At 57.9% G+C, this 18673-nt stretch carries 16 protein-coding genes; 10 read left to right on the top strand and 6 right to left on the bottom strand.

Going from position 1 to position 18673, the window contains the following annotated elements; translation table 11 throughout:
- Window positions 1-14: 14 nt before the first annotated feature.
- Window positions 15-377 carry a hypothetical protein gene (locus KORM41_RS06955; protein ID WP_068146595.1) on the top strand — a complete coding sequence of 121 codons (363 nt, stop codon included), beginning with the start codon at window positions 15-17 and terminating at the stop codon, window positions 375-377.
- A 48-nt stretch (window positions 378-425) separates the two neighbouring features.
- Here the strand turns inward: KORM41_RS06955 and KORM41_RS06950 are convergent, their stop codons facing one another.
- Complete coding sequence (locus KORM41_RS06950) at window positions 426-1172, bottom strand: Crp/Fnr family transcriptional regulator (RefSeq protein WP_068146591.1); 747 nt, start codon at window positions 1170-1172, stop codon at window positions 426-428.
- 118 nt (window positions 1173-1290) lie between these two features.
- Window positions 1291-1854: a hypothetical protein gene (locus tag KORM41_RS06945; protein ID WP_068146586.1), complete on the bottom strand. Its 564-nt coding sequence runs from the start codon at window positions 1852-1854 to the stop codon at window positions 1291-1293.
- Between the two features lie 274 nt (window positions 1855-2128).
- Between KORM41_RS06945 and KORM41_RS06940 the strand changes: the two genes are divergently transcribed.
- A complete protein-coding gene (locus tag KORM41_RS06940; RefSeq protein ID WP_068146583.1) occupies window positions 2129-4144 on the top strand; it encodes a glycoside hydrolase family 97 protein in 2016 nt (671 codons plus the stop codon).
- A 111-nt stretch (window positions 4145-4255) separates the two neighbouring features.
- On the top strand, window positions 4256-5740 hold the full coding sequence (gene glpK / locus KORM41_RS06935; protein ID WP_068146580.1) for a glycerol kinase GlpK: 1485 nt from the start codon (window positions 4256-4258) through the stop codon (window positions 5738-5740).
- 3 nt (window positions 5741-5743) lie between these two features.
- Here glpK and glpD read toward each other — a convergent pair whose 3' ends face one another.
- Both glpD and KORM41_RS06925 read right to left on the bottom strand, forming a co-directional pair.
- Window positions 5744-7273: a glycerol-3-phosphate dehydrogenase gene (gene glpD, locus KORM41_RS06930; protein ID WP_231727180.1), complete on the bottom strand. Its 1530-nt coding sequence runs from the start codon at window positions 7271-7273 to the stop codon at window positions 5744-5746.
- Window positions 7270-7728, bottom strand: a complete 459-nt coding sequence (locus KORM41_RS06925; protein ID WP_068146570.1) for a hypothetical protein — start codon at window positions 7726-7728, stop codon at window positions 7270-7272. The genes glpD and KORM41_RS06925 overlap by 4 nt, the downstream gene beginning before the upstream one ends.
- 466 nt (window positions 7729-8194) lie before the next feature.
- Between KORM41_RS06925 and glk the strand changes: the two genes are divergently transcribed.
- Window positions 8195-9157 carry a glucokinase gene (gene glk, locus KORM41_RS06920; protein WP_068146567.1) on the top strand — a complete coding sequence of 321 codons (963 nt, stop codon included), beginning with the start codon at window positions 8195-8197 and terminating at the stop codon, window positions 9155-9157.
- Between the two features lie 582 nt (window positions 9158-9739).
- Window positions 9740-11377: an alpha-glucosidase family protein gene (locus KORM41_RS06910; protein WP_082719815.1), complete on the top strand. Its 1638-nt coding sequence runs from the start codon at window positions 9740-9742 to the stop codon at window positions 11375-11377.
- Between the two features lie 33 nt (window positions 11378-11410).
- Here KORM41_RS06910 and KORM41_RS06905 read toward each other — a convergent pair whose 3' ends face one another.
- Window positions 11411-12406, bottom strand: coding sequence for a 2OG-Fe(II) oxygenase (locus tag KORM41_RS06905; protein ID WP_331709188.1), 996 nt, complete (start codon window positions 12404-12406; stop codon window positions 11411-11413).
- 440 nt (window positions 12407-12846) lie between these two features.
- Here KORM41_RS06905 and KORM41_RS06900 point away from each other — a divergent pair, with 440 nt between their 5' ends.
- The 3 genes from KORM41_RS06900 to KORM41_RS06890 are packed head-to-tail and all read left to right on the top strand — an operon-like array spanning window position 12847 to window position 15296.
- Window positions 12847-13299: an ATP-dependent zinc protease family protein gene (locus tag KORM41_RS06900; RefSeq protein ID WP_068146558.1), complete on the top strand. Its 453-nt coding sequence runs from the start codon at window positions 12847-12849 to the stop codon at window positions 13297-13299.
- Window positions 13300-13318: 19 nt separating this feature from the next.
- Window positions 13319-14224: a 30S ribosomal protein S6--L-glutamate ligase gene (gene rimK, locus KORM41_RS06895; protein ID WP_068146555.1), complete on the top strand. Its 906-nt coding sequence runs from the start codon at window positions 13319-13321 to the stop codon at window positions 14222-14224.
- A 4-nt stretch (window positions 14225-14228) separates the two neighbouring features.
- The gene (locus KORM41_RS06890) at window positions 14229-15296 is read left to right on the top strand and encodes a succinylglutamate desuccinylase/aspartoacylase family protein (protein ID WP_068146552.1); all 1068 of its coding nucleotides are present in this window, start codon (window positions 14229-14231) and stop codon (window positions 15294-15296) included.
- 3 nt (window positions 15297-15299) lie between these two features.
- On the opposite strand, the gene KORM41_RS06885 is transcribed toward KORM41_RS06890, so the two are convergent.
- Window positions 15300-16586, bottom strand: a complete 1287-nt coding sequence (locus tag KORM41_RS06885; RefSeq protein WP_068146547.1) for an NAD(P)/FAD-dependent oxidoreductase — start codon at window positions 16584-16586, stop codon at window positions 15300-15302.
- A 168-nt stretch (window positions 16587-16754) separates the two neighbouring features.
- Here KORM41_RS06885 and KORM41_RS06880 point away from each other — a divergent pair, with 168 nt between their 5' ends.
- Both KORM41_RS06880 and KORM41_RS06875 read left to right on the top strand, forming a co-directional pair.
- A complete protein-coding gene (locus tag KORM41_RS06880) occupies window positions 16755-17672 on the top strand; it encodes a dihydrodipicolinate synthase family protein (protein ID WP_068146544.1) in 918 nt (305 codons plus the stop codon).
- Between the two features lie 5 nt (window positions 17673-17677).
- Window positions 17678-18673 (top strand): 4-hydroxyproline epimerase, encoded by a 996-nt coding sequence (locus KORM41_RS06875; protein ID WP_068146541.1) that lies wholly within the window; start codon window positions 17678-17680, stop codon window positions 18671-18673.

Here is an 18673-nt window from a genome sequence, read left to right as displayed (position 1 = left end):
GTTGGAGGGTCCCTGTGTCGAAAAATGGAAATTCCGGTGCCTACGATGGGCTGCTTGAGCAGTATCTGGAGATTTGCAATCAGGCGATGCAAAAGAACCGGGACCGGTTCCCCTATAGCCAGATATGGCAGGCCGGGGAGCAGGCTTTGTCAGGGCGGACTGTTGAACTTGCCGTTGTTGACGACGCCCCCAAGGCACATAAGTGCGTGACCCTTGAGGCCTGCAAGATCAATAGCGAGCCGACCGGAAAAGTCGCCGAAGACCCACCGGTCATGCGCTTGAGCGCGAGCTATCTGGAGGATGTGGTCGCACACCCCGACAAATATATCGATAACCCGTCGCTGATCGACTGGGACTGGCTGACTATCCGGAAATGACCTGGCTGAAAAGGGATTGACTGAAACTGCTTCGGTCAAAAGCAGGCGTTAGCCGTGCAGGTCCTTGCACGGAAACTCGTTGGAGCAAGCGCTGCAAACATATACGGACAATTCATCAAGATCAGACACTGTCACCATCGATCCCTTGATCGACAGGGTGGTCTCCTTGCGCAGCTTGTTGAGTGCACGCGAGAAAGTCTCTGATTTCATGCCCAGGCGCGCCGCGATCAGTGACTTGTCGTAAGGCAGTGTCAGCTCAAGCGGCATTTGGCCGTTTGGGTCGCACAGGCGCAACAGGAAGCAGCCAATCCGCTGGGACGCATTCTGAAGGGTCAGGCTTTCAATTTCCCGCGACTGGCGCTTGCGGTGGCGCGACAGAGCGCCAAGCATGGCTAGGGCTGTCTTGTGGTCATCGGTGATGGCTTGTTTCAAGAGGCTGCTTGGCAGACGCAGGGCCTTCACAGGTTCCACGGCGGCCGCACCGAAGCTGTGGATGCTGTCTTCCAGGATCGCCGAATCTCCAATCAGGTGGCCATTTGAAACCATATCAATAACGGCTTCATCGCCGTCCATGGTTTCGGTGAAAAGCTTCACCCAGCCGGATATGATCAGATAGAACCACTCGGCCTCGTCGTCCTGCAGAAACAGAACGCTGCCTTTGTTCAGGGATTGCAGTTGCGCGGCTTGCGCGAATGTCGCGCGCAATTCTGGGGACATGCCGCGGAAAAGCGGCTGACCTTCAAGAAGCGCGGCAATCGGCGCTTCGTCCCGGTATGCAGTGGCTGTTTGGGCCATGATATCCTCTGTTATCCCTAACGCATGTTCCAGATGCGGCAAACGACCATATCCTGAAAATACAGCCTCAAATCAATGTGACACTTTGGCACGGGACATCCCGTTCAAGCAATAGTTGCTATTCCCCTGGCTTGTTTTCTGTCCGGTTTTCTGCCTGATTCTCCGCCTGGCTCTCGATATGCTCCAAAAGGTCTTCGGGCTTTACTTTTGCGGTTTCCTCATTCGGGCTGAACTTCAGAACAACCGTCGGCAGGATGCTCAGTTCCAGCTCAATACTGGTGAAATGGAAGCGTTTGAAATTCAATTTGCTCCTGGCGGCACTGGCCCGGAACAGGGAGCTCAGGATCGTATTGATCAGTTTCTTGTCTTTGGTTTCTTCTAGCAGGGCTGCCTTTTCTTCGTCGCTGATCAGTTCCCGAAGGTGCAGGTGCGGCACGATCTTGGGGTCAAGCCCCAGGCCGACCTCAATTTCCGTCACGTCATAGCCCGCGCGCTCGATATAGGGCATGGCTTCGTTGAAATTCTGCGCAGTTTTGCCAAGCGTGTCGCCACTGAAATTCTTGAGGCCACCAAGTGTCGCGCTATAGACGTCGCTTGCGCTTGTAGCCCAGCTGTGGCCGGGTTTGCGGCCCAGAAGCGCCTGGCGCATTTCTTCCAGCACTTCCGGTAGGCGTTTGGTCATGGTTGTCCCCTCTGTCTTTCGTTTTCCGCAGTATGCTGGCAAGCTTCGAGGGACGCAATAGGGCCTTCGCAGATATATTGACAGCGCTGTCTTTCATCTATAGGACTCATGCATGACAGTCATGATAAAAGTCAGGCTGGAAAATATATGTGCTTTCAATAATCAAAATGACCCATGCCCCTGGGCGAAGCACAGCTGTTATATTGGGAAGGTACACCGGACGTCGCGGCCCTATGGTCGCGCCCATATCCGGTTAACAGTGAGGGGCATTTTCATGCATCGTAAATTTTCTGCGCTCTTGATTCTTGTGCTGGGTGTGGCATTCGCCGTCAGTGCAAGTCCTGCAAGCGTTTCATCCCCGGACGGCAAGCTGACCGTTCTTCTGGAGGCAGGCCCCGAGGGCGCTTTCTACAGCATCGAACGTGACGGCCAGCCCGTCATCGCGCCGTCCAGGCTTGGTTTCAAGTTCCGCACCCAGGCGCCGTTTGCAGATGATCTGGAGATCAAGAGCGTCACCGCCAGCAGTTCGGATGAAACATGGGAGCAGCCATGGGGTGAGCGTCAGTTCATTCGCAACCATTTTAATGAAATGCGGGCCACGGTCGCCGAAGCGGCAGGGAATGGCCGCAGCGCCACCGTGGTGTTCCGCCTCTATGACGACGGCGTCGGCTTTCGCTATGAAGGCGATTTCGGCAAGGCCGAGATCATGGACGAGCTGACTGAAATTTCAGTGGCCGAAGCGGCGACTGCGTGGTGGATACCGTCCCGCGAGTTCAACCGGTATGAATATATCTACAATGAAACCCCGCTTTCTGAGGTAACCATCGCGCATACGCCGATGACGTTCCGCACAGAATCAGGCCTGCATGTCAGCCTGCATGAAGCAGCGCTGGTTGATTATTCCGGCATGTCGCTGTTGCGCACCGAAGGCCAGACTTTCAAGGCGGACCTTTCCCCTTGGGCGGACGGCGCCAAAGTGAAGCTAAGCGGCGCATTTAAAACGCCCTGGCGGACGCTGCAGATCACAGAAGCTGCAACCGGCCTTCTGGATTCGAACCTGATCCTGAACCTTAATGAACCCAACAAGCTTGGTGATGTGTCATGGGTGGAGCCCGGCAAGTATGTCGGCATCTGGTGGGGCATGCACCTGGCGATCAACACCTGGGGCTCTGGCCCCAAGCATGGCGCAACCACCGAAGAGACAATGAAGTATCTCGATTTCGCGTCGAAATACGGCTTCAAGGGCGTGCTGGTTGAAGGCTGGAACATCGGCTGGGACGGTGACTGGTTCAATAACTGGAACCTGATGAATTTCACCGAAGCCTATCCGGATTTCGATTTTCCGAAACTTGCGGCCTACGCCAAGGAACGCGGCGTTCGCATCATCGGCCACCACGAAACCTCCGGCGGTGTTACCAACTATGAAAACCAGTTGGAAGAGGCGTTCGATCTTTACGAAAAGATGGGCGTTCGCCAGGTGAAAACCGGTTATGTGGCCGATGCGGGTGAAATTGCCCGCGAAGAAGGCGGCAAGGTCTTCTATGAATGGCATGACGGCCAGTGGATGTCGCGCCATCATGAAAAGGTTCTGGTGGAAGCCGCCAAGCGCAAGATTTCCATCAACTCGCATGAACCGATCAAGGACACAGGCCTTCGCCGCACCTATCCGAACTGGATTTCGCGCGAAGGTGCGCGCGGCATGGAGTATAACGCCTGGGGCAGCCCGCCGAACCCGCCTTCACACACGGCTGTTATTCCGTTCACGCGCATGCTGTCCGGCCCGATGGATTTCACGCCTGGTATTTTCGACCTGCACTATGAAAAAGAACAGCCGGACAACCGGGTGCAGACCACGCTTGCCAAACAGTTGGCGCTTTATGTGGTGATCTACAGCCCGATCCAGATGGCAGCTGACCTGCCTGAAAACTATGAAGCGCGCATGGATGCCTTCCAGTTTATCCGCGACGTGCCAACGGACTGGTCAGAGAGCAAGGCGCTCACGGGTGACATTGGCAAGCATGCTACCTTTGCCCGCAAACAGCGCGGCGGGGATGATTGGTTCCTTGGCAGCGTCACCAATGAGGACGCGCGCACGCTGGATGTTTCGCTCGACTTCCTTGATGCGGACCGGGCCTATGAGGCGCAGATTTACCGCGATGGTGATGACGCAGACTGGGATACCAACCCATACGCCATGGTGATCGAGAAGAAGCGCGTCACGGCGGCTGACAGCCTGAAACTGCCGATGGCGGCAGGTGGCGGCATCGCCATTCGTTTCAAGGCGCTTTAAGGCCAAACAGCATCATATTGATGCGAAAGCCGGCTTCTGCCACACTGCAGTCCAGTGGAGGCAGGGGCCGGTTTTCTTTTGGCCGTTGAAGACTTTGTTTAGGGGGGGCATATGCCGGATTGTATTTTGGCGATGGATCAGGGCACGACCAGCAGCCGTGCCATCGTGTTTGACCTGAATGGCGATATTGTCGCCGTGGCCCAGCAGGAATTCCGCCAGATTTTCCCGGCTGACGGCTGGGTAGAACATGACGCGAATGAGATCTGGGACACCAGCATCAAGACAGCACAAGCCGCGTTTAATGAGGCGGAAGCCAAAGGCTTTACGGTCAAGGCCATCGGCATCACCAACCAGCGCGAGACATCCGTCTTGTGGGAACGGGACGGTGTAAAGCCGGTTCACAATGCAATTGTCTGGCAGGACCGGCGTACAGCAGGCGTGTGTCAAAGGCTGAAGGACGAAGGCCATGAGTTCGAAGTGCAGGACAAAACGGGCCTGCTGCTGGACCCGTATTTTTCCGCCACAAAGCTTGCTTGGCTGCTGGAAAATGAGCACGGCGTGCGCGCACACGCTGCCGCAGGCAAGCTCGCCTGGGGCACCATTGACAGTTTCCTGATTGCAAAACTGACTGGCGGCAAACGCCATGTCACCGATGCCACCAACGCCAGCCGCACCAGCCTTTTCAACATCCGCACGCAAGAGTGGGACGAAAGTCTGTTGCGAATATTCGGTGTGCCCGAAAATGTGTTGCCTGAGGTGCTGGACAGCTGCGCCGATTTTGGCGAGACGACGGCCGACCTGTTTGGGCGGTCTATTCCCATCCTGGGGGTGGCGGGGGACCAGCAGGCAGCAACCGTGGGGCAATGCTGTTTCGAGGAGGGCGCGATCAAAAGCACCTACGGCACCGGGTGCTTCGTGCTGATGAATACAGGCGAAAATCTTGTGCCGTCGAAGAACCGGTTGCTGACCACTGTCGCTTACCGGATAGGGGGCAAGGCAACATACGCGCTTGAGGGCTCCATCTTCATCGCGGGCGCAGCCGTGCAGTGGCTCAGGGATGGTATCAAGGTTTTGGACCATGCGCGCGACAGTGAAGCATTGGCGCGGCAGGCCGGGGATGATCACGGCGTCTATATGGTGCCGGCCTTCACGGGCCTCGGCGCGCCTCACTGGGACCCGCATGTGCGCGCCGCCCTTTTCGGCATGACCCGCGCGACCGGCCGGGCAGAGATCGTGCGGGCGACGCTTGAAAGCGTGTGCTTCCAAACGCATGACCTGTTTAGCGCCATGGCGGAAGACGGCATCAGCCCAAAGGTTCTCAGGGTTGATGGCGGCATGGTGGCCAATGACTGGCTGGCGCAGATGCTGGCAAACCTGCTGGCGCTCCCGGTGGACAGGCCAAAGGTGATGGAAACCACAGCGCTGGGGGCTGCCTATCTGGCGGGATTGCAGGCCGGGCTCTATTCAGGTTTCAGTGATCTCACAGCCCAGTGGCAGCGCGAGAGGCGTTTTGTTCCAGCAGGCGGCTTCGGCCAGCGGGAGGCGATGCTCGGCAAGTGGTATAAGGCTGTGGCCGCCGCTCGGTCGTTTGCCTAGTACCTAGTCCGTGTTTGCGGACATCCAGGCTGCAAGCGCGGCTTGCTCGTTCTTGCTCAGGCGCAAGCCCAGCTTTGACCGGCGCCACAGGATATCCTCTGCGGTGCGGGCCCATTCCTCGCGCATCAGATAGCGCACCTCGGCTTCATAGAGCCCGGCGCCAAAATGGGTGCCCATGCCGTCAAGGCTTTCGGTGCCTTCCAGGACTGTCCGGATGCGGCTGCCGTAGGCATTGCACATGCGGTCGACGGTTTCGCCCTCAAGCCAGCTGAAGCGGGTGCGCATCTCCGCCTTGAAATGCTTGAGCGCTTTGGCGGGGGTGACGTCTTCTGGCAGGCTGCCGCCGGGAAGGGGTGTATAGCCCGTCCAGTCATCCAGGGAGAACGTCAGGAAGGGCGAAAGCTTTTCCATCGCCTCTTCCGCCAGGCAGCGATAGGTGGTGATCTTGCCGCCAAAGACAGACAGCAGGGGCAGCGTGTCTTCGCGGGTGTCCAGGTCAAGGTGATAGTCGCGGGTGGTGGCGGAAGGGTTCACCTCGCCGTCGTCATAAAGCGGTCGGATGCCGGCATAGGACCAGATAACGTCCTCAGGCTGCACGCTTTTTTCGAAATATTCGCTGGCCGCAGCGCACAGATAATTGATCTCAGCCTCGCTGGCTTCCACTTTTGCCGGGTCGCCGGAAAAGGGCACATCGGTTGTGCCCAAAAGTGTATATTTTTCCTCATAGGGGATCGCGAAAATGACCCTCTTGTCCGGATTCTGGAAGGTATAGCACCGCGGCCCGTCATAAAACGCCGGAACCACAATGTGACTGCCTTTCACCAGCCGCGCGTGGCTGTGTGCGTCTTCAGACATGATACAGTCACGCAGCGTTTTTTCAACCCACGGACCGGCTGCGTTTACAAGTGCATCTGCTTGAAATTCAATAACTTTTCCGCCTGGCGCCTCAACGCGGATGCGCCAATCCCGGTCTTCCCGCACAGCATCAAGGAAGCGGTGGCCGTTGAGAAGCGTAGCCCCCCGGCGCTTGGCGGCGAGCGCGTTGGCAATCACAAGCCGGGCGTCATCCACCCAGCAATCGGAGTATTCGAACCCCTTTTTGAATCGGCTTTTGAGCGGCGTGCCCTTTGGGTCTTTCCTGAGGTTCAGGCTTTTGGTTTTCCTGAGCAGCTTCCGACCGCCCAGGTGGTCATAGAGAAAAAGCCCCAGGCGCAGGATGAATGCCGGCCTCAGGCCCCTATGGTGCGGCAGGATGAACCTGAGCGGCCGCACCAGATGGGGGGCCATACGCCACAGTGTTTCCCGCTCCTTGAGGGACTCCCGAACCAGGCGGAATTCGTAATGTTCCAAGTACCTGAGGCCACCATGGATCAGTTTGGAGCTGGCCGACGATGTTCCTGCCGCGAAGTCGGTCTGTTCTACCAGAACGGTCTTCAGTCCGCGCCCCGCGGCGTCGCGCGCGATGCCGGTGCCATTGATGCCGCCGCCAATGACAAACAGGTCGCACCTGATTGGATCAACATCCGCCATCATTGCCTGCACTGCCTTCCACCATCCACCGGTATCACAGTGGACCAACCGTTCGGCTTGGTCAGGGAGAGGACACCCTGAAGGGGGGCGCCTGTTTCGCTAACACTCTGGCGAAGCATAAGTTTTGCCTTCAGGGTTGGGGCAGTGAAGGTTTGCCCACGCGGGATATCAGCCACACGTTCCTCAGAAGTTTCGGAACGCCTGAGTGTCATTTGGCGGCCTTCCACAACCATGGTGACATTGTCCTCTGTCTGGGCAAATATCGGGGCTTGTGCAGGGGTGCCATCTTCCGTGCGCGGCCGCAACACCAAAGCGCACTGGCCAGGCCAGAGCGAGAGATGATAGGCGTTCAGGCTGCCGGCATTCAGTGCCTGCGCCTCGGGCGTCTGAAGCGGTTTGGCGCCGTATGCGCCGCACCCCGCAAGCATCAAAACCAACAAGATTGACACCGACCGCACTGAAACTGTCTCCCCTTGGGCGGCCTGAAGTTGTGGTGCCACCTCTATCTGATGTAGGCAACATGAGCAAAGGCTGGGCACAAGATCAAGCCCCTTGAGGCATATGGGCACATTTTGTCGCGCCATAGTGCCCATTTTCGTACGGCATGGTTCAAAAGGGCACAGGCCATAGTGCCCTTTTTCGCGCTTTCGGCCACCGGTAGTGCCCTTAAGTGCCCCGCTCAGGGTGCCCAAGCTGACCACTGCAGTTTCTATGCTTTCGCTAGAAGGCCGTTCTGGGAAGTTCGCCTGCCTCAACCCCATAAATTTAAAGAGAACACCTGTGATTGACAGCGCTGTCTTTTCTGGCTACTAGTGAAGGTTCAGTTTTGATTTTTTGCATCCCGGCTGATGGGAAAGGGCTGTTGATGCGCGGTGTTTTTGCGGTGGCGATTGGTGTCGATGCCGCACCCGAAAGGGAAGGGGTATGACAGAGACCAAAAGATGTATTGTTGCCGATATCGGTGGCACCAATGGCCGGTTCGGCATTGCGACCTTCCGTGAAGGGCAGGTCAAGCCGGATATCGACCAGGTGATTGTCTTCTCTTGCCGCGAATTTGGCAGCCTCAGCCAGATGCTGGGTGCCTATATCGCAAAAATCGAATCGCCTGTCCCGCGCGAGGCCAAACTGGCCATTGCAGGGCCAACCACGGAAAAGAAGGGCCGACTGACCAACCTGGGTTGGGAAGTGGATGCCGATCAAATTGAGAGCACCCACGGCCTGGAGGTGGTCAAGTTTGTCAACGACTTCGGTGCGCTTGCCCGCGCCTGTCCGTTCCTTGAGGAGGGTGTGGATTATGTCACGCTCAAGAATGGTGAGGCAGACCCGGATGCCCCCATATCTGTCATGGGGCCGGGTACCGGTTTTGGTGTGGCGCTTCTGGTGCCGAACGGCAAGGGTTATCACACTGTGTCCACCGAAGGCGGCTTCATGGCTTTCGCCCCTGGGTCACGCCTTGAGCATGACCTGACCGAGCACCTGCGGGCCGAGCTTGGCTATGTGTCTGTCGAAAGCTTCCTGTGCGGCGAAGGCATCGCTCGTATATACCGATTCCTGGTGGATTATGGCGGCGGCGGAGACCGCAACCTGAGTCCTGCGGAAATCACAAAGCTCGCCGCTGAAGGCGGGGCGCCTGCCTGCACGCGCGCTGTGCAGCTTTTCCTGTCTATCGTCGGGTCGACGGCCGGTGATATTGCGCTGGTGCATGGCGCCAGGGGCGGCGTGTTCCTGGGCGGCGGCATCCTGCCGAAGATTGCCGACATGGTCGGACCAAGCGATCTTCTGCGCCGCTTTGTCGCCAAGGGCGCACAGTCAGCCTATGTGGAAACCATTCCGGTGCACCTGATCACAGCCGAATATGCGGCGCTTGTCGGCGCCGCTGTGGCGTAGCTCTTCAAACATTCTGTTGCTGAAAAAAAGCACCCCGGTCAGCCTGCGCTGCCGGGGTGAAGATGTGCTCCTTGTGGTAGGCATGGAGTGGGAGGTCACCTGCCCCAAGCCTGTGGCCCACAAAGAGGCCCCTAAACTGTTGGAAGCCTATGCCCGGGACAGCAGGGCCATCAGCTTCCGAGGAAACGAAACGATTGGCGGAACCAGGGGTGCCAAGGGAGGGGAGGAAGCACGTGGAAGGTGCCAAGCGGCTGCCCCTGATTCCATCTTTTTTGCAAAATAAAGCAAAAAATGAAAATTGCAACAAAAATTGCAAAGATGCTCGATGTTCTGGGCAGCTCCGCAGCGGTGTGCTTTAGCAGGGTTTAGGTGCGGAATTTATGTAAACTATTGTTTATAATGGAGATATGCGGACTTCTGGCTACTATCCCTCATTGTGAATGTCGAATTTTTTGTGAAAAAATTTGAAAATAGATTGCAAAAATGTGCAAATATATGTTTATGTCGATCCTACGCGAGAAGGACGAGTAGGCCCAGGAAGGCAGCCCGGCAGGGTAGGGAAGTAACGGGATAGTTTGGTTGATGGCTTTGGCGCAGCATAATAAAAGTGATAATGGCGTGAACCAGGCAGCTCAGGCGGACACCGATTGGTGGCGCGGGGCGGTAATTTATCAAGTGTATCCGCGCAGTTTCATGGACGCGAGCGGTGACGGCGTCGGTGACCTGAAGGGTATCACTGACAAGCTGGATCATATCGCGTCGCTGGGGGTCGACGGCATCTGGCTGTCGCCTTTCTTCACCTCGCCCATGAAAGATTTTGGCTATGACGTTGCCGATTTCTGCGATGTCGACCCAATCTTTGGCACATTGGCGGATTTTGACGCGCTGCTTGCCCGCGCGCACGCCCTTGGCCTGAAGGTAATCATCGACCAGGTCTATAGCCACACGTCGGACCAGCACCCCTGGTTCCAGGAAAGCCGCAAGGCGCGCACGGGCGACAAGGCTGACTGGTATGTCTGGGCTGATGCCAAGGCTGACGGTGGCCCGCCGTCCAACTGGATGTCTGTTTTCATGGGCTCTAGCTGGACATGGGACGAGGGCCGGGGCCAGTATTACTTGCATAATTTCCTTGAAAGCCAGCCAGACCTGAATGTGCATAATCCAGACGTGCAGGATGCGCTTCTGGAAGCCGGGCGTTTCTGGCTTGATCGCGGTGTGGACGGTTTTCGCATGGATGCGGTCAATTTCATGATGCATGACCCGGAACTTCGGGACAACCCGAAGGCCTATGAATATCGGGGGGACAAGCCGTTTGACCTGCAGGAGCATCTTTATAATCAGAGCCACGCAGACATCCCCAAATTCCTTGAGCGCGTGCGCGCGCTGATGAATGAATATCCAGGCACCTTCACCGTGGCCGAGGTGGGCGGCGAGCGCGCGCTGGAAGAGATGCAACTGTTCACCCGCGGGGAAACGGGCCTTAACACAGCTTACAGCTTCGAATTTCTTGAGGCAGACACCCTATCAGCGAAGGTGATCCGCGAGGCGGTTGAGGCCTGGCCGGACGCGCCGGGCATGGGCTGGCCGTCTTTCACCTTCAGTAATCATGACAGGCCGCGCGCGGTCTCCCGTTGGGCGACTGAGACAGCAATCGAAGACAATCCGGCGTTTGCCAAAATGCTGAATATGCTGATCCTCAGCTTGCGTGGCAGTGTATGCCTCTATCAGGGGGAGGAGCTCGGGCTGCCACAGGCCCATGTGCCGTTCGAGCGCCTGACAGATCCGGAAGCCATTGCCAACTGGCCATCAACGCTTGGCCGTGACGGCACGCGGACCCCCATGCCGTGGGAAGCAAATGCCGATCATGCAGGTTTCTCTAGTCACGAGCCCTGGCTGCCGGTGGACCCACGCCACGCGGCGCGTGCGGTGAGTGTTCAGGAAGGCGATGAAGCCTCAGTGCTGAATGCCCTTCGGGCGTTCCTCAAATACCGCAAGGGCGAACCTGCGTTGATCAAAGGGGGGATCAGGTTCCTGGAGGCCCCCGAGCCCGTGCTGGCTTTTGAACGCACCCATGAGGGAGAAACCCTCATGTGCGTCTTCAATCTTTCAGGAAAGCCACAGGACTGGCCGGTAGCAGGTGTGTCAGGTGGCGCACGCTTCAGCCTCAATGGCGCCGCGCCGGGCGAGCGTCTCCCCGCCTTCGGCGCCTGCATTTTTTAGGGAAGTTCGGGCGGGGTTTTGTCCGCCCTCATCCTAACCCACAACCAATGTTTCACTCTCGATCTTGTCGCGGTTCTGATCGCGGATTTCCGCTGCCGCGTCGTCATAAAGGAATGGCAATGTGGCGAAGCGCTCCCCCTTTGTGACCGGTGTCGCCTCATGAAGGAGCGAACAGGAAAAGACCACAGCCCCCCCGGTTGGCGGCTTATAGGTGCGGGTGCCGAATTCAGGGAACATCAGTTCGCCGCCTTCATAGTCTTCCGCGTTCAAATTGATGCTGACGGCAAAGCGTCGGTGCGCTGTGCCGCTTGTGGTATTGTCGCGGTGGCGCTTGAAGAAGCCTTTGTCTTCCTCAGCGTAGCGCGAGACAATGTAACGTTCGATCCGAGTGGCGTTGAACTGAAAGGCTTTCTGGATTTCCGGTTTCAGCCTTAGCGCGATGGCGCGATTGATTGTGTTGCGTGTTTTTGCGTCCGTGATGTGCGCGTCACTGCGGCGCTTGAAGCTCGAATCCATCACCGGCACGGTGCGTCCTTCTATCTCGCGCATGAAACCTGACTGGTTCGGGTTGCCTTGTCGGTAAAGGTCAATCAGGTGTCTGCAAAACTTGGGTGTCAGCACGCGGGGTACCAGCAAAACCGGTGCCCAGGGTTCCTGGTTTGTCGCCGCATGGTCATTGGCCCGGGGCAGGGACCTGATCATGCCGATAAGCCTGTCGACTTCTTCCAGCGCGCCCCTGCCATAGACGCGCAGTGTTGGGTCAAGAAGATACCAGGCGCCTGTGAACGCCAGGCCTTCTTCCGTTTCCTGCGTCGTGCCGTATGATTTTGCAATTTCCATGTCCGGGTCATGGAAAACGCGGCCCCGTTTGAACAGGGGCTTCAGGCTGTCGCTATGCAGGTCTTGTTCCTCGCGGCTGACGGCAAACAGGACCAGTTCATTTTCATTCTTCGGCAAGTTTGCTTCTGTCAGGGCATTGGAGAAAGCACGCCCCTTCGGGTCGCTGCTGTCGCCAATGAAAGCCAGCATTACAAAGCGCCCGCCCAAGCTGGAAAAATTGAACCTTGAGTTTGTGGCTGTCGGTGCGTGAAACCAAGGTACAGGTCTGCCCCATTCGATGAAGGACCCATTCTGCATAGTGTGTAACTCTCAAAAAAGCGCCTCTCAGCGCTATTTCCTGCCGCTAGGCAGCCCCAAAAGGTGCTGTGCGACCCACAGGCACCAAAGAATTTCATACGCCAGAAAAAGGCCTCAGGGAATAGAGATCCGTACTCGTCGTCGCCTTTTCCCCCTCACTTGGTAATTTTCCCTTTCCAAACCCTATCTGTTTCGGATAATGGGGGCGTGAAAAGGTGACCAGACCAAACGGTCCCATCTGTTTCGAGTTTTCCAAAAATTGAATTTTTGAATTTCCCATTGATTGAGCGGGGCGGATGTCCCACCCTCGGGGCATGCGTGGAGGCACGGGAATGCGAAGCAAACTGATCATCGGTTGGCGCGAATGGGCGACCCTTCCGGATCTGGGCGTGGACCGTATCAAGGCCAAGATCGATACAGGTGCCAAGACAAGCGCCATCCATGCCTACCGCGTGAAGAAATTCATGAAGGATGGCGCCCCTTGGGCGGAATTTCGCCTGCACCCCGTGCAGAAACACAAACGGCCTGAAATCCGCTGTGAAGCGCCGATTGTTGATGAGCGGGCGGTTAGAAGCTCAAGCGGGCATGAAGAGATTCGCTATGTTGTGAAGACGCTTTTGAAACTGGGACCGATCTCCCGCAAGGTTGAGCTGACGCTCACCAACCGGGACGACATGGGTTTCAGGATGCTGATCGGGCGCCAGGCGCTCAAGGGATTTTGTCTAGTAGACAGCGGTCTGTCCTATGGGCTCGGAGAGCCGGACGACCCGAACTTTAATTGCTAATGCCAAGGAAGAAGAAATCATGCGTATCGCACTTCTGACCCGTAACCCTGATCTTTATTCGCACCAGCGCCTGATGGAGGCAGCAAAGGAACGCGGACATGAGATGGACCCCATCGACACAATGAAGGTCTATATCAATATCGCCTCGCACCGGCCTGAGATGCGCTATAAAGGCGATATTCTTAAGGGCTATGATGCCGTGATCCCGCGGATTGGCGCATCGGTTACCTTCTTCGGGACTGCAGTTCTTCGCCAGTTTGAAATGGCGGGTGTTTATCCGCTCAACGAATCAGTGGCGATTACCCGTTCGCGCGACAAGCTCAGGAGTTTTCAGCTGCTGTCGCGTCGCGGCGTTGGCCTGCCGGTAACAGCATTTGCAAACGGCACCAGCGAAGCGGATGACCTGATCGATATGGTTGGCGGCACACCTGTGGTGATTAAGCTTCTTGAAGGCACGCAGGGCGTGGGTGTTGTGCTGGCAGATACGCGTGATGCGGCGCGGTCCATGATCCAGGCGTTCGGCAAGCTGAAGGCGCACATTCTGGTGCAGGAATATATCAAGGAAGCAGGCGCGTCTGATATTCGCTGCCTGGTGATCGACGGCAAGGTTGTGGCGTCAATGATGCGCAAGGGCGCAGAGGGTGAGTTCCGGTCTAACCTCCACCGGGGCGGCAGCTCGCGCACCATTAAGATCACGCCGGAAGAGCGGTCCACCGCTGTGCGCGCGGCCAAAATCATGGGCCTGAATGTCGCGGGCGTGGACATGCTGCGGTCCAACCACGGGCCGGTGATCATGGAAGTGAACAGCTCGCCGGGGCTTGAGGGCATTGAGAAAGCCACGGGCATTGATGTTGCGGGCAAGATCATCGAGTGCATCGAGAAGAAGGCAGGCCCGAACCGTACCCAAACCAAAGGGAAGGGCTAAGCCCATGAGCGGCGAGCGCGCCGCGCGCCGTGCGCCTTTTACGTTCGGGAAGCATAAGGTTCAGCCGGGCAGTCGGGCGTCATTGGCGCTGGAGCTGCCGGGCCAAAGCCGTTACACACCGCTTTCCATGCCGGTTCACATCGTGCATGGCAGGAAAGATGGCCCCACCATGTTCATCTCGGCGGCCATCCACGGCGACGAGATCGGCGGGATCGAGATCGTTCGCCAGCTTCTGAAACAGAAGGCGCTCAATCGCCTGCGCGGCACGCTCATTTGTGTGCCGGTGGTCAATGTATACGGGTTCCTCAACCATACCCGCTATATGCCTGACCGGCGCGATTTGAACCGGTCGTTCCCCGGCTCTGAGCACGGCTCGCTTGCGGCCCGCGTGGCCCATGTGTTCAACACAGAAATTCTTGAGCGCGCCGACTATGGCATCGACCTGCATACCGGCGCCAATCACCGCACCAACTATCCGCATATCCGCGCCAACATGGAGGACGCGGAAACCGCCCGTTTGGCGCGCGCGTTCAACACGGCCGTGATCGTGAATGCCACGCTTCGGGACGGGTCGTTGCGCGGCCACGCGGTGGAGCAAGGCGTGCCTGTGCTTCTCTATGAGGCAGGCGAAGCGCTGCGGTTTGAAAAGCTGGCAGTCTCTGCCGGTGTGCGCGGCATTCTGAACGTTCTGGGGGCTGTGGGCATGATCAAGCGTGCGATCAAGCGCCGCCCGCATGTGACGGTGGAGGCAGAGACCTCCCACTGGGTGCGGGCGAAACGTTCGGGCCTGATCAGGAACCCGATCGCGCTCGGCAGTCATGTTGAAAAAGGCGACCGGCTGGCGCACCTGAGTGACTGGCTGGGGGATGAGGAAAGCGAAATCAAGGCCACCAAAGAAGGTGTTGTCATCGGGCGCACCAACCTACCGATTGTCAATGAAGGCGACGCGCTTTTCCATGTAGCCGAATTCGACAATGCTGAAAAGGCGGGCAAGACCGTGGAACGCTTCGCAAGTTCGCTCGAAGGCCTGGGCGAAGGCGATTATGTCGACCCTGTTGTGGCGGAAGAATAGCCTCTAGAACCGGTCTATCCGGTAGGGCGTCAGGTCAATTCCTGGTACCTTTCCGCCAATCAAGTCCCGCATCAACTCCCCTGTAATCGCCCCGTGGGTCAGCCCCATATGGTTATGGCCGAAGGCGAAATAGACGCCTTTATGCCTAGGCGCAGGCCCGATTACCGGAAGACTGTCCGGCAACGTGGGGCGAAAGCCCATCCAGGGCGTGGCGCCTTGGGCCTGAAGGTCCGGCAGCAAGTCTTGTCCCTGCGGCATCAGCGCATGAGCCTGCCTAATATTGGGCGGCAGCTGGAGCCCGCCAAGCTCCACCCGTCCGGCAAGGCGAAGCCGCGCGTCCATCGGGGTCGCGACAAAGCGGCGCTCGTGATAGGTGGTGGGCACCCGCGGCATCACAGTGGGCTCGTCCAGCATCAGGTGATAGCCGCGTTCGGTCTCCAGGGGGACCTTGTACCCCAGCATGCGCGCCAGCTGGTGGGACCAGGCGCCTGCCGCAATCACCACTTTCTGCGCGCGCACCCGGTCCCTGCTTGTGGTCAGCCCCAAATGGGTGGGGCTGTGGTCCATGCCGGTAACGGCCTGCCTTTCAATATGCCCGCCCCTTTGGGTGAAGCGGCTCGCCAGCATGCGCACCAGCGCCGCCGGATCGGTAACGTGCGCAGAGGCGGGGAAGCATACGGCGCCCTTCAGCGCAGGGCTTAGTGACGGGTCAAAGGCCTTGAGCTCTGTGGCGTCCATCAGCGCCGTTTCCACGCCGAAATCCGTCAGTAGGCGTTGTTCGCGTGAGGCGGCTGAGAGGTTTTTTTCACTTTCAAATACCACAAGCGTGCCGTCCTCAACCAGCAGGCCACCCAGATCAAAGCGTGCGTCCAGGCTTCTGTATGCCGGCAGTGCGCGGGCGTTCAAGGCCGCGATGGCCTCTGTGCCCCGCCGCACCTGCACAGGTCGCCCCGCCCAAAGGAAGCGCATCAGCCACGGCATCAGCTGTGGCAGGTAGGCAGCTCGAATAGAAAGCGGCCCGTTGGGCTGAAGTAGCATTTTCGGCACTTGCATGAGCGTGGCGGGGGAAGACAGCGGAAAGATATGTTCGACCGCAATATGGCCCGCGTTCCCATAGGAGCATTCCTCGGCCACGCCTTTGCGGTCAATAAGCCAGACATCATGGCCTGCCGCCTGCAGCTCAATGGCTATGCATACGCCAATGATCCCGGCACCGATGACGGCAATTTCGCAATCAAGCCCATACGTGTGGGTGAGTACCTTTTGGCTAAGGGGGGCGGGATTGTCCATCGGAGGCCTTTCGAAAAAACATACCAGGGCATAAGAAACAGGCTTGAAATAGCATATTGTATACAATATACACAATTCAAATCTGAAACAGGCCGCATAAAAACCGGCCGTCAACAAAACCCTATAGAACGCCGAAATGCAGGCGTTCCCTAGTCTGGAGACAAGAAGATGATTGATTGGTCTGGAGTATTCCCTGCAACAACCACTCAGTTCAAAGATGACGAAAGCCTGGATATCGAAAGCACGCAGCGCGTGATCGATGGCCTTATCAAGGACGGCGTTCACGGCATTATCGCGCTTGGTACCGTGGGTGAGAATGTATCGCTTTCTGCAGATGAAAAGCGCCAGGTAATCGCAGCGGCGAAAGAAGTTGTGGATGGCCGCGTGCCGCTATTGTCCGGTACAGCGGAATATACATCGAAGCTGGCGGCGGGTTATGCCCGGGATGTGGAGCGTATCGGCATTGATGGCCTTATGTTGCTCCCGGCCATGGTTTATCAGGCGCAGCCGCGGGAGGTGATCACTCATTACCAGACAGTTGCGGCGGCGACCGAGTTGCCGATCATGATCTATAACAACCCAGTGTCCTACAAGATCGACATCAGTGTGGAGGCGATGAAGCATCTAGCCAAGATCGATAATCTGGTGGCGATCAAGGAAAGCTCCGAGGACACCCGCCGCATTATCGACCTGCAGAATGCCTTCGGGGACCGCTTCGCCATTTTTGGCGGTGTGGACGATATCGCGCTTGAGGCGCTGGCGCTCGGCGCACAGGGCTGGGTGTCAGGATTGACGAACGCATTCCCGGCGGAATCGGTTGCTATCTACAAGCTGATGAAAGCGGGCCGCACCGAAGAGGCGCTTGAGATTTACCGCTGGTTCATGCCGCTTCTGGACCTGGATACCATCCCGACGCTGGTGCAGTGCATCAAGCTGGTGGAGGAGATCATGGGCCGCGGCAGTGAGATGGTGCGGGCGCCGCGCCTGAAGCTGACAGGCGACGAGCGTGCCTATGTTGAAGCCGTGACCCGGCGGGCGCTTGAGACACGCCCGGCTTTACCCGCCGACCTGCAGGCCGCGGCGTAATACCCATGCGGCGCACGTTTCTGTGCATCGACGGCCACACGGGCGGTAATCCCGTCCGTGTGGTGCATGGCGCGGTCCCTGTGCTTAAGGGCCGGACCATGAGCGAAAAGCGCCAGGATTTCCTGAGGAACCATGACTGGATCAGGAAGGCGCTGATGTTTGAACCGCGCGGGCACGATATGATGTCCGGCGCGATCATTTATCCGCCCTGCTCGGACGATGCCGACGCAGCCATCCTGTTCATTGAGACATCAGGCGCTTTGCCCATGTGTGGTCACGGTCTTATCGGAACTGTAACGATTGGACTGGAGCATGGTTTGATCACGCCGCGGGGGGAAGGGCAGCTGGAATTGGACGTGCCAGCAGGACGTGTGAGTGTCAGCTACACCCGCGCGGGGGGCAAGGTCACCAGCGTGCGTCTCCGCAATATCGGGTCCTACCTTGCGCACAGGGATGTGGCGATTGAGGTTGAGGGGCTTGGGCCGCTCATGGTGGATGTGGCCTATGGCGGGAATTTCTATGCCATCGTCGATCCGCAGCCGGGTTTCAAGGGGCTTGAAGGCATGTCGCCAGCAGACATCATTCGCTTCAGTCCGCTGGTGCGCGAAGCGGTGAATAAGGCTGTCGATATTGTGCATCCAATTGATACGACTGTCAGGGGCTGCAGCCATGTGCTGTGGACTGGCGCGCCGAGTGCGGGAGCGGACGGCAGGAACGCCGTTTTCTATGGCGACAAGGCGATTGACCGGTCGCCCTGCGGCACCGGAACGTCAGCCCGCATGGCTCAGCTGGTGGCGCGCGGCAAGCTGAAGGCGGGCGACACTTTCATTCACGAAAGCATCATCCACAGCCGTTTCACCGGGCGGGTTGAAAAGCTGACAGATGTGGGTGGCAATCCGGGCATCATCCCGTCTATAGAAGGCCGGGCCTTTGTGACGGGGCTGAACACAATTTTTGTAGATGAGCAGGACCCCTTCCCAGAAGGGTTCCAGCTGGTCTGA

This window comes from Kordiimonas lipolytica, assembly GCF_001550065.1.
This window is presented reverse-complemented; position numbering and strand designations above follow the sequence as displayed.